Annotated in this window: 12 protein-coding genes; 4 read left to right on the top strand and 8 right to left on the bottom strand. The window is 36.8% G+C overall.

Annotated features, from left to right (window positions below; translation table 11 throughout):
- Positions 1 to 182 precede the first annotated feature (182 nt).
- Positions 183 to 1,013 (top strand): tyrosine-type recombinase/integrase, encoded by an 831-nt coding sequence (locus IL45_RS00325; protein WP_036578966.1) that lies wholly within the window; start codon positions 183 to 185, stop codon positions 1,011 to 1,013.
- A 147-nt stretch (positions 1,014 to 1,160) separates the two neighbouring features.
- On the opposite strand, the gene IL45_RS00320 is transcribed toward IL45_RS00325, so the two are convergent.
- From IL45_RS00320 to IL45_RS00295, 6 genes are all read right to left on the bottom strand, one after another.
- The gene (locus IL45_RS00320; RefSeq protein ID WP_036578965.1) at positions 1,161 to 1,448 is read right to left on the bottom strand and encodes a type II toxin-antitoxin system RelE/ParE family toxin; all 288 of its coding nucleotides are present in this window, start codon (positions 1,446 to 1,448) and stop codon (positions 1,161 to 1,163) included.
- Positions 1,441 to 1,680: a ribbon-helix-helix domain-containing protein gene (locus IL45_RS00315; RefSeq protein ID WP_036578964.1), complete on the bottom strand. Its 240-nt coding sequence runs from the start codon at positions 1,678 to 1,680 to the stop codon at positions 1,441 to 1,443. Before IL45_RS00315 ends, IL45_RS00320 begins: the two co-directional genes overlap by 8 nt.
- A 281-nt stretch (positions 1,681 to 1,961) precedes the next feature.
- On the bottom strand, positions 1,962 to 2,687 hold the full coding sequence (locus tag IL45_RS00310) for a head GIN domain-containing protein (RefSeq protein WP_036578963.1): 726 nt from the start codon (positions 2,685 to 2,687) through the stop codon (positions 1,962 to 1,964).
- A gap of 161 nt (positions 2,688 to 2,848) precedes the next feature.
- Positions 2,849 to 3,937 (bottom strand): hypothetical protein, encoded by a 1,089-nt coding sequence (locus IL45_RS00305; RefSeq protein ID WP_036578962.1) that lies wholly within the window; start codon positions 3,935 to 3,937, stop codon positions 2,849 to 2,851.
- On the bottom strand, positions 3,921 to 4,499 hold the full coding sequence (locus tag IL45_RS00300) for a hypothetical protein (RefSeq protein ID WP_036578959.1): 579 nt from the start codon (positions 4,497 to 4,499) through the stop codon (positions 3,921 to 3,923). The genes IL45_RS00305 and IL45_RS00300 overlap by 17 nt, the downstream gene beginning before the upstream one ends.
- Complete coding sequence (locus tag IL45_RS00295; protein WP_316930393.1) at positions 4,492 to 5,085, bottom strand: RNA polymerase sigma factor; 594 nt, start codon at positions 5,083 to 5,085, stop codon at positions 4,492 to 4,494. The genes IL45_RS00300 and IL45_RS00295 overlap by 8 nt, the downstream gene beginning before the upstream one ends.
- Positions 5,086 to 5,324: 239 nt before the next feature.
- On the opposite strand from IL45_RS00295, the gene lon reads away from it, so the two are divergent.
- The 3 genes from lon to cmk all read left to right on the top strand — a co-directional run bounded on the left by lon (position 5,325) and on the right by cmk (position 9,855).
- Complete coding sequence (lon, locus tag IL45_RS00290) at positions 5,325 to 7,781, top strand: endopeptidase La (RefSeq protein ID WP_036578957.1); 2,457 nt, start codon at positions 5,325 to 5,327, stop codon at positions 7,779 to 7,781.
- Between the two features lie 353 nt (positions 7,782 to 8,134).
- Entirely contained in the window at positions 8,135 to 9,166 is a 1,032-nt protein-coding gene (gene porQ / locus IL45_RS00285) for a type IX secretion system protein PorQ (protein WP_051788588.1), read from the top strand.
- Positions 9,166 to 9,855, top strand: a complete 690-nt coding sequence (cmk, locus tag IL45_RS00280; RefSeq protein WP_036578955.1) for a (d)CMP kinase — start codon at positions 9,166 to 9,168, stop codon at positions 9,853 to 9,855. Before porQ ends, cmk begins: the two co-directional genes overlap by 1 nt.
- 117 nt (positions 9,856 to 9,972) lie before the next feature.
- Here cmk and IL45_RS14650 read toward each other — a convergent pair whose 3' ends face one another.
- Together IL45_RS14650 and IL45_RS00270 are read right to left on the bottom strand one after the other, a co-directional pair.
- The gene (locus tag IL45_RS14650; RefSeq protein ID WP_051788587.1) at positions 9,973 to 10,488 is read right to left on the bottom strand and encodes a hypothetical protein; all 516 of its coding nucleotides are present in this window, start codon (positions 10,486 to 10,488) and stop codon (positions 9,973 to 9,975) included.
- Between the two features lie 3 nt (positions 10,489 to 10,491).
- Positions 10,492 to 10,950: a DUF1801 domain-containing protein gene (locus IL45_RS00270; RefSeq protein ID WP_036578954.1), complete on the bottom strand. Its 459-nt coding sequence runs from the start codon at positions 10,948 to 10,950 to the stop codon at positions 10,492 to 10,494.
- Between the last annotated feature and the right edge of the window lie 266 nt (positions 10,951 to 11,216).

The raw sequence follows: 11,216 nt of genomic DNA, 5'->3' as shown, positions 1-11,216 counted from the left end.
TATAGTTTCTAATCCCAAGAGTGTAATTATAAATTACAAAAGCGAAAACCTACGGCCGCAGGCAATGGACTAGAACGTTAGTAAATACAAACCTAAGCAAAATCTTACTACATTACAATACCATATATGGACCTAATGCAAACCTTTTACTACTTTTGTACATAACTCAAAAATGGCAGTAAATGCAAACCTTTTATGATTTTAAGAAATTATTGACCATTAAAAGGTATGCTCATAATACCATAGAATCTTATGCAGGACATCTTATTGCATTTCAAAAATTTTTAGGGATGGACAGACCATTAGATGGTCTAGATAACTATCAGGTTAATGATGCAATTAGTAAAGTAGTACCTCACAAAAACCTTGCTTTAGGGACTCAAAAACAATTGATAGGTGCTATTAAATTATATTTTAAAGAAATGCACAATCGAGAATATGATTTCTCAAAAGTATATCCACGTTCAAAACCGCAACCATTGCCCACTGTTTTGTCTACCGTAGAGGTAAAAGCAATATTAAACAGTTGTGTGAATAAAAAGCATAAAGCAATGCTTACCTTTATATATGGATTAGGTTTGCGCAGTGGTGAGTTAATCGCTCTTAAAATTACAGATATAGATAAACAAAGACAGCAAGTCCATATTAAAAACTCCAAAAATGGTAAAGATAGAATACTGCCTTTACCAGCATCACTTAAGCCAGTCTTGAAAGCTTACTATCTGGAATACAAACCCAAAGAATATTTATTTGAAGGGCAAAATAAACCACAGTATAGTCCTCAAAGTTTGCGTAAAGTTTTTCATATCGCATGCAAGAAAGCCAATATTAAAAAGTACGTTACCCTACATAGTTTAAGACATGCTTATGCAACGCATTTAATGGATTGTGGTACAGACGTGCGCATCATTAAAGAATTACTAGGTCACACCAGTCTTAAAACCACATTAATTTATACACATGTAACCACTCGCACCATGCAAAACGTGGCGTCACCATTAGATTTTCTGTAATTACTAAGTCTGGTTGATCTTTCAGAGAGCTATTGCAGTTCTATAGTTTCTAATCCCAAGAGTGTAATTATAAATTACAAAAGCAAATAAGTACTTGCCCAAGCAATGAATTATACATGCTGTTAGCAACAGTTTTAATTATTCAGGTTACAGTATGTGGTTTAAATCTTGTCTTCCGACAATTGCCATTATTTCGACGACGTCGTTATTTATTTTGTAGTAAATACTATCTATTCCGCAAACACATCTTCTGTAGTCCTTTTTTATATAATCAACTGACTCAAATGAAAAAGGTCTTTGGGTAATAATTTCAAAATATTCAAAGAATGATTCAAAATATTTATCCGCTTGAGTCATTCCAAATTTTTTAACTCCATAGTGATGAATTCGGATTAAGTCATTTTTAGCTTCATTACTTAACCGATATTTAGCCATTCAGTAGAGTTTTTGATTGGGCTAAAATTTCATTTTTTGATTCGCTTGTAAATCCGCTATTTTCAGCTTTTTCCAATTTAGTTCGTACCCAATCAATTTCGACTTGTTGTTTTCTAGCTTGTCTAATTAGATCGTTTACTAATTCGCTTTTGCTTGAATATTCTTTTCCATTGACTTGGGCTTTAAGCCATTCGTCGTTAGGTTCTGTAAATGATATACTTTGTCTTGACATAATTTAATTGCTTGGTGTAATTATACATCAATTTCGAATCACATCCAAATTATTGTCTCCGACGAGCGCAGCGAGAGGAAGACAGTTGAGTAGGTTGGGAGACTTGTTATTTATAATTACTAAAATGGCTAGTTGTTATGGATAAATGCAACATGTAAAACGTCTCATAACTCTTAGACTTTCTATATGAGTAGGGTTAGTCGTGCATTCGCTTTCGCGGAAGCGTATAAAAAAAGCCCTGATACATATCAAGGCTTGTTCTTTTAAAATAGAGTAGGTGTTTACATTTTATCAATGTCGCCGCTACCGGTTACTTTTTTATCAACATTTCTAGTAGTTCCCTTATAACGTATGTCGCCGCTACCGGTTACACGTGCTTTAAGATCACCACCGTTAATATAAACGGCTAGATCGCCACTACCGGTTACTGACGCTTCTACATGGTTAGCCTTTAATTTATAAGTATTTAAATCACCACTACCTGTAACGCTTGCGTCTAGATTTTCGGCACGACCAGCGATGTTCATATCGCCGCTACCTGTGACAGAGGCTTTTAGATTTTCGGCCTCGATGGTTAAATTCATATCTCCAGATCCAGATACTTTTAAGCGCATGTTGCGTGCTTTAAGTGTCATGTCGCTTTTAATCTCACCACTACCAGACACACTAGCATAGTCTATGGACTTTATCGGTACAGTCACGGTTATAGGTTTTCTAGGGTTGATGTTGGTATTATTTTTAGTACCTATGATTAGTTTGCCACCACTTACTTCAACCTTAAGATGTTCCATGATGTTAGATTCTGCCTCAACTTTTATCTTACCTTCAGTTCCTGGGACTAATACCACATCCATAGAGCCTGCAACTGCAACACCATCATAGTCGCTGGTGTTAAAAGTCTTTGTAGTTAAATCACCGTTACCTTTTACAGATTTATTGCCAAACCATTGTGCTGTGGCCATTTGTGTGCTGCATATCACAATGCATAATAGAAGTATCTTTTTCATAATTTTTGTTTTAGCTTGTTTCTTGATGGTTCAAATATGACCGATTATTGATTTTTATAAAATATGGTGTGACTGAGTTGTCGTTTTCTATGATTCAGTTGTTTGTAATCAATACTGTTTCTAGCGTCTTAGATGACTACAACGATGATCTTGTTGATTGTTTAATCTATTGCTCTCAACTTTACACCACCATAAGAGGTGCGTATGTTGATGGTATTACCACTGTTTTCTGTACCGTTATATCCAGACTTTAATTTGTCAGTATAATCACTGTCTGATCTGGTTATAGTCGCCGCATCACTTATAGAGATACCTGCAAACTCTGTGTCTATGGTAAAGTCAAAACGGGCACTAGCATCATACCTAAGATTCACTCCTGTAAAATCACTACGTATCGTGACTTCTTTAAATCCTGCCTGTAGACGTGCGACACTTATAGATCCATAATCCGTGTTTAAATCTAGCATATGGGTAATGGTACCTATTTTAAAGCTTACATAATCACCACGACCTACAAAGTCTGCCGCTTCACCTATGGTAATGCTACCATAGTCTGTATTGATATTAAGATCTGTAACTTTCTTAAATTCGCTGTGTGTATAGTCTGCTTTTAACTCAATCTTTTCAGATTCGCCCAGTGTAAAGCTGCTGTAATCTGCATTGATACTGGCAGATTTTACATAGTCTATGGTAGACTTATTAGTATAATCCATTTTAATGTAGTTATCTGCATGCCATAACTCACCGATATCCATTCTACCATAATCGCAATTCAATCGTGCATGACCTAGTAATTTATCTAGGGATAGTGTACCATAATCATTACGAGCATCGAGGTCGTTAGTCACGGGCATTTTAACCACATAGTTAATTTCTACACTCACGTTATTACTAGAGCCAAACCAGCTGCTCCAGCTCCAGTTTTTGCGTCTAGCATCCACCATCGTTTTTGCACTCACACGACTAGCGCTAGATTCAAAGTTAATATCGATCTCACGCAGCTTTTCTTCTACATCTTCTTGATCATCACCAGTAACCTCTACATAAACCTCAATAGATACCGTAGGTTGATCCCATGTGGTAATGGTCATGCTACCATATTTATTGTCTAGTAAAAGCATGGCGTCTTTATTGACCGTGTAGGACTTTTTGAGACTTTTCTTTTTAGTGTATTTACCTTTTACAGGACCAGCGACTACTGCCAGTGGCAATAAAAAAGCTAGTAATAGTATTTTATAATATGGTTGCATCTGTATTCAGTTTAAGTTGTTTAAGAGATTCTATATGTTCTAGTGCTGCTTCCAGCAATGCTATTCTGTTTTGAAAATTCTGTATCATCGCTGCAATTACCTTGCGACTGTTACCGCTATTATCTAGGTCTAGTTTCAATTGTTGGTAATCATTTTCTAGTTCTAGTAACTGTACTTTAGTGTCAGCGATTAATCGTTCCGTCTCTGGACTGCTTTCAGACTCTAGTTGTTTCAACTCTTCGGCAATGGTGCTCGAGAAAAAGTCTTGAGCATTTGCCATTTCTGGTGATACACTAGCCAGGTCTGTATCATTACTAGATCCTAGGTTAAAACCAGCCAGTCCCATTAATAGCGCTAGTCCTGCGACCAGTGACCATTTAAACCATGGGTTTTTCCTTGCATCTGCATGGCCTTCGGCCTGGCCATCTCGATCTATAGAGATCACTTTTTCATCTTCTTGAGCCGCTTGTAAGCGTTCTAGAAATCTATTGCGGTGACCACTAGGTAACTCTGTGGTATTAAAGTCTTGCTCTTTAAACCAGTCTTCCATTGATTTACTCATGAGCTTTAATTTTAGTTCTTAAACTTTCCTTGGCACGTGAGATTGTCGTGCGACACATCGCATTTGATATCTTCATGATCTCACATATTTCTTCATTATCCATACCTTCTATAAGATGCAGCGTTAAAATCTGCTTGTAATTATCTTTTAATTTGTTCATGACCAGCAGTACTTTTTTTGCCGTCATTCCAGCATTTTCCATATCGATTTGTTGGTCATCTGCTTGCGATTCTAGATGATATGCTACATCATCATAGGATACGGTTTCCATTTTTTTAGTCTTGCGCAATCGCGATAGACTGTTATTAATCACAATGCGTTTTAACCAGCTGCCAAAGGTTGCCTCTCTATTCCACTGGCTCATTTTATGAAAAGCCGCAATCATGCTTTCTTGCATGACGTCTTCTGCCTCGCCACTGTCTTTAAGGATGCGCAATGCCACGTGATACATGCCACGTGAGTAGCTGTCATACACTTTCATTTGTGCCCTTTGATCGCCTTGCTCGCACAAGTCGTATACGGATATTTCAGTTTCTGTTAATGTCACTTGGTTAGTGTTACGTCTTAAAGATGCAGCTTTTTTCAACTTGTTACAGTGGACTGGCACTGAATTTGAAAAACTAATGATAGCAATATACTTTGTTTAAAGTAGACCAGTACAATAGCCTTGTGTTGTAAGGTGTTTAAAATATTGATTTAAAGTGTTTTAATGCTGGTTATTCCGCTTTCGCGAAAGCGTAACAACAACCATCTATTGCTATAAAATAAAAATAAAATAATTGAAAAGCTGCTGTGTTTTGTGACATAGTGGCGAGAAGAAAGCATATGTTCAATCCAAAGAAGATTAAAATAGACAACTTGTCACTAGGTGATCTAGATCACGAGGCAGAGTTGATTCCATTATTAAGTACAGAAGATGAGGAAGAGATGAATAATGAGTCTGTTCCTGAAGAGTTGCCCATATTACCATTGCGCAACATGGTACTTTTCCCAGGTGTGGTTATTCCTATCACTGCTGGTAGAGATCGCTCTATTAAATTATTACAAGAGGCAAATGCAGCCAATAAGGTTATAGGTATCGTCGCTCAAAAGGATGAATCTATTGAAGAGCCTGGTGCAGACGACTTGCACAAAATAGGAGTGGTAGCTCGCATCTTACGTATTTTAAAAATGCCTGATGGAAATACGACAGTGATTATACAAGGTAAGAAGCGTTTCCAGATGGGCGAAATCCTGACCGAGCAGCCTTATATCACCGCTAAAACCACAGACATACCAGAGGCAAGACCACTGCCAGATAATACAGAGTTTAATGCCATCATAGATTCTATTAAAGAACTGTCTCTAGAGATTATTAAGCAAAGTCCTAATATTCCAAGTGAGGCGAGTTTTGCGATTAAAAATATAGAGTCCAACTCTTTCTTAGTAAACTTTGTGTCGTCTAACATGAACCTTAAGGTGTCAGAAAAGCAACAGTTGCTAGAAATGAATGACCTTAAAGATCGCGCATTAGAGACCTTGCGTTTTATGAATATCGAGCAACAAAAACTGGAGCTTAAAAATGATATTCAGTCTAAGGTGCACTCAGACATTAATAAGCAGCAGCGTGAGTATTTCTTACACCAGCAAATGAAAACCATACAGGATGAGCTAGGTGGTGGCGTGTCTTCTCATCAAGAGCTGGATGAAATGCGCACTCGTGCTAAGTCTAAGAAATGGGATGATAAGGTAAAAGAACACTTTGAGAAAGAGCTTGCCAAGATGCAACGCATGAATCCGCAGGTGGCAGAGTATTCTATACAACGCAACTATCTAGATTTATTCCTAGATCTACCGTGGAATGTGTTTTCAAAAGATAACTTTGACCTTAAACGTGCTAAAAAGATCTTAGATCGTGATCACTACGGTCTAGATGAAGTTAAGAAACGTATTATAGAATATCTAGCGGTTTTAAAACTGCGTAATGATATGAAATCACCTATTCTATGTCTTTATGGACCACCTGGAGTAGGGAAGACCTCTCTAGGAAAATCTATGGCCGAGGCACTAGGACGTGAGTATGTACGTATCTCGCTAGGTGGATTGCGTGATGAGGCAGAGATTCGTGGACATCGTAAAACCTATATAGGTGCGATGCCAGGTCGTATTATACAAAGTATTAAAAAGGCAAAAACATCTAATCCGGTTTTTGTACTGGATGAGATTGATAAGCTCAGTTCATCACATAACGGTGACCCATCAAGTGCGATGCTAGAAGTACTGGATCCAGAGCAGAATAATGCGTTCTATGATAACTTCCTAGAAATGGGCTTTGACTTAAGTAAAGTCATGTTTGTCGCGACCTGTAACTCTTTAAATACGATTCAGCCAGCACTGCGTGATCGTATGGAGATTATTAATGTGACTGGTTATACCATAGAAGAAAAAGTAGAGATAGGGAAACAACATTTGTTGCCTAAGCAGTTAAAAGAGCACGGTCTTACTAAAGAGCATTTAAAAATAGCTAAGCCACAGATTGAAAAAATAGTAGAAGGTTATACTCGCGAGAGTGGTGTGCGTTCGCTAGATAAGCAAATGGCAAAAATGGTGCGTTATGCAGCAAAAAGTATAGCCATGGAAGAACCTTATGATCTTAAAGTGACTAATGAAACAGTTGTAGAAGTTTTAGGCGCACCACGTATGGAACGTGATAAGTATGAGAATAATGATGTGGCTGGTGTAGTAACCGGACTAGCATGGACTCGTGTAGGTGGTGATATTCTTTTTATAGAATCCATTCTTTCTAAAGGTAAAGGAAACTTAACCATCACAGGTAACCTAGGTAAAGTGATGAAAGAAAGCGCCACTATAGCCATGCAGTACATTAAGGCAAATGCAGAAGAGTTAGGTATATCTACAGATATATTTGATCAATATAACGTACACATTCACGTGCCAGAAGGAGCAACACCTAAAGATGGTCCTAGTGCTGGTATTACCATGTTAACTTCGCTTGTTTCTTTATTTACACAACGCAAAGTAAAGAAAAGCATCGCTATGACTGGAGAAATTACCCTACGTGGTAAAGTACTACCTGTAGGCGGAATCAAAGAAAAGATTCTTGCGGCTAAGCGTGCACGTATTAAGGAAATTTTACTGTGTGAACAAAACAGACGTGATATCGAAGAGATCAAACCAGAATACTTGAAAGGTCTGACATTCCATTACGTTAGTGATATGAGTGACGTGCTGGAACTTGCGCTTACTAAGCAAAAAGTAAAAAATGCTAAGAAGTTGAGTTAATTTGTTTTAGTATTTTAAATTTAAAAATCCTCAGTTTGCGCTGGGGATTTTTTGTTTTGAATTGTCAATCAGATTTTGTCGTAGTTGGCTTTACGCTATGGAAAACGACTTCGACAAGCTCAGCCTGACATTCGAGCTTTTATAAAAAATAAGACAAGCACTTTTCCTAGGAATAGGAAAGGTGTGCAAAGCGATTGACAGCGATCAATGGTCGGAAAGGTTAAAATTCAGTAAATCTGTTCAATACCATTAGAACTCGACCTATTTAAAAAGACCACTATTCCTAAAATTCCTTATTCAATAACTAGCAACACGCTTAAAAATAAATTAAACTTGCAGTCGTTAGAATAGAAGTGAAAAGATCTCAATCCCATTTATCGATTTTATTGGTGCTGATTTTGTCTGCTGCTTTCGCGCAAGCGCAAATAGGAGGAAGAACTACGTACCAATTTCTCAACCTACCAGCAGGAACAAAACAGGCCGCTTTAGGTGGTCGTGTACTCACTGGTGTGGATTATGATCCTACCTCTGGAATATTTAATCCTGCGACGATTAATCCTAAAATGGATAATCAGTTACAAGTAAATTATGCTAACTATCTAGGTGATGTTAATTATGGTACTGCAGCATATGCTTACACATGGGATCGACATGTACAGACTTTTCATGTAGGTGTAACTTATTTAGATTATGGAACCTTTGATGGCTACAACGAGCAAGGAGTTTCGACAGGTGAATTTGGCGGTAATGAAGTAGCGATATCTGCTGGATATGCTTATAATATTCCGTTTTCAGATATTTATCTAGGCGCAAATGTAAAAGTCATCTCTTCAAAGCTAGAGCAATATACCTCATTAGGTGGCGCGATTGACTTTGGTGCACTGTACTACAATGAAGATAAAGATATCAGAGTAGCTTTAGTCGTGCGCAACATCGGTACGCAGTTTACACCTTATAATGAGGTTTATGAAAAACTACCATTAGAGGTTGCATTAGGTTTTTCAAATAACATGAGAAACCTACCACTACGTCTACACGTGACTTTAGAAAATTTACAGCAATGGAATATTGCTTTCTCAAATGATGCCAATGCTCAAACTGATCTAGACGGTAATGTCATTGAAGATAAACCAGGATTTTTCAATAATGCATTGCGTCATACTGTATTTGGAGTAGAAATTTTTCCAGAACAAGCCTTTCAAGTGCGACTTGGGTATAATTTTCGCAGGGCACAAGAGTTGAGTATTCAAGACACCAGAGCATTTTCTGGTGTAAGTGCAGGATTCTCTTTAAAAATTAATAAAATGCGATTCAGTTATACACATGCACGATATACACTGGCGTCACATACCAGCCTTTTTGGGGTTAATATAAATTTACAATAATGAGTGATAAGATTACGATAGCGATTGATGGACATTCTAGTACCGGTAAGAGTACTGCTGCAAAACAACTTGCGCAGCGATTAAAGTACATTTATGTAGATACAGGTGCCATGTATAGAGCTATTTCTTATTACGCTTTAAGCGAAAACATCTACCGAGATAATCAACTGCATGCACAAGAACTTATCGATTCCTTAGATAAAATTAAGGTATCATTCCAACGCAATGAAGAAACAGATCGCGCAGATGTTTATTTAAATGGTAAAAACATTGAAAAGCAAATACGCACACTCGAGGTAAGCTCTATAGTAAGTTTAGTAGCATCGGTATCTGAAGTTCGTGCTAAACTGGTTGCACAACAACAAGAAATGGGAAAAGAAAAAGGTGTGGTCATGGATGGTCGTGATATAGGAACCGTTGTTTTCCCAGATGCAGAACTTAAAGTATTTATGACCGCAGCACCAGAAGTGCGTGCGCAGCGACGTTATGATGAACTTATAGGTCGTGGTGATGAGGTTGTTTATGAAGAAGTTCTTAAGAATGTCATAGAACGTGATCATATCGATTCTACAAGGGAAGATAGTCCGCTAACACAAACAGCAGACGCAAAATTATTAGACACTAGCGAGATGAACAGAGAACAGCAGTTTGAACAACTGGTTCAATGGGCTGAAGAGGCGAAGCGATAGTTAAATAATGTCATTCCGAGAGCAACGAAGGAATCTGCTTTGTTTAACCGATTAGATTATTAAAACCATGTTATTCCGCACTTGATGCGGAATCTGCACATGAATCCTCAATAATATTTAATTCAACTTTATAAAAGTGCCAGTAGAAATAGTTATATGTAAATTTACCATGTTTTCAAATTTATAATAGTTTCCATTACAAGTTGTAATTCTATAGAAATTGTCTTTGCTATAGTTGTGTAATGTTTTTTGAAAATCTGTTAGTGAATCTTGATTGATTTCTGGATATTCGATGCTAAAAGTACCATACTCAGAACGCTCTATTTTAAAACGTTGCTCTTCAGTAAACAAACTATCATCAGTTATTTCAAAGATAAATTCTGGATAATCAGAAAATTGTTTATCATAAATGGTTTTATAGGTCCCATTAGGTATTTCGCATGAAATTACTTCATTATTGATGTTTTTATGAATTAATGCGGTCGCATTAGAGTTGTATTTATCATCTAATTCAATCATGTATTTAACAAAAAGTAAAAGCCCAACTATAACAGCGATACTACCAATAACTAGTATGAAGTTATTAATAACAAGTAATGGTTTAGGAATTTTATCTTCTTTCCCTTTTTTCATTATTTACTTCTTGATGTTCTCTTCATAAATCCCAATCCATTGATCAACACTCATTTTAGTACACAACTCTGCAATCAACTCTAGCGGAATATCATTCACCTTTTTAAAACGGATACAGCTTTTTCCCATATCTAGTTTATACTTAGAGTGTTTTGGGTATTGCTCTTTGAACCATTCCATTAGAGGTGGATGAGCATAAATTCCAGAGTGATACAGTGCTATAAAATTCTTTTGTGAAGCAACATTAATAAATGGTAATGGTGAATAGTCCTTACCTACATGATATCCTGGTTCATAAACCGATTGAGGTACATAATAACCTAACATACCATATAACATACCTTCTTCTAATTCTGCCGGCATATTTTTAAGAATAACACTTCTCAAGTCAGAAATAGGCTTTTTACGGTCTTCAGGAAGCTGATCGATATATTCTTGTGTAGTAGTGGCTTTTGAGGTCATAATCAGTATCAATGGTTTTATCAATAATACGATTATTTAAGAGTATTAAAAAAACCTCGCAGATAATGAAAAGTACTTTTGGCTTATAAGTCTTCTCATGGTCCAATCTGCGAGGTTACTGAGCATCTGTCGTTAAATTTTCATTTAATAACACGATGATTTATATTTTTCAATATTTGGGTGGGCGAATGTAAGGTTGAATTTCTGTAAATTCAAATAGGAATGAGTAAAAGATACTATTGATTGAGCCTATGATAGGTAACTGT

The sequence above is a fragment of the Nonlabens ulvanivorans genome, from assembly GCF_000732625.1.
Classification (GTDB): Bacteria; Bacteroidota; Bacteroidia; order Flavobacteriales; family Flavobacteriaceae; genus Nonlabens; species Nonlabens ulvanivorans.
Note: the sequence above shows the minus strand (reverse complement) of the source record. Positions and strands in the feature narration are given on the sequence as shown.

Bases quoted from the DNA above. Each gene is read 5' to 3' on its own strand.
- IL45_RS00325 (WP_036578966.1), top strand. From the start codon at position 183: ATGCAAACCTTTTATGATTTTAAGAAATTATTGACCATTAAAAGGTAT.
- IL45_RS00320 (WP_036578965.1), bottom strand. From the start codon at position 1,448: ATGGCTAAATATCGGTTAAGTAATGAAGCTAAAAATGACTTAATCCGA.
- IL45_RS00315 (WP_036578964.1), bottom strand. From the start codon at position 1,680: ATGTCAAGACAAAGTATATCATTTACAGAACCTAACGACGAATGGCTT.
- IL45_RS00310 (WP_036578963.1), bottom strand. From the start codon at position 2,687: ATGAAAAAGATACTTCTATTATGCATTGTGATATGCAGCACACAAATG.
- IL45_RS00305 (WP_036578962.1), bottom strand. From the start codon at position 3,937: ATGCAACCATATTATAAAATACTATTACTAGCTTTTTTATTGCCACTG.
- IL45_RS00300 (WP_036578959.1), bottom strand. From the start codon at position 4,499: ATGAGTAAATCAATGGAAGACTGGTTTAAAGAGCAAGACTTTAATACC.
- lon (WP_036578957.1), top strand. From the start codon at position 5,325: ATGTTCAATCCAAAGAAGATTAAAATAGACAACTTGTCACTAGGTGAT.
- cmk (WP_036578955.1), top strand. From the start codon at position 9,166: ATGAGTGATAAGATTACGATAGCGATTGATGGACATTCTAGTACCGGT.
- IL45_RS14650 (WP_051788587.1), bottom strand. From the start codon at position 10,488: ATGAAAAAAGGGAAAGAAGATAAAATTCCTAAACCATTACTTGTTATT.
- IL45_RS00270 (WP_036578954.1), bottom strand. From the start codon at position 10,950: ATGACCTCAAAAGCCACTACTACACAAGAATATATCGATCAGCTTCCT.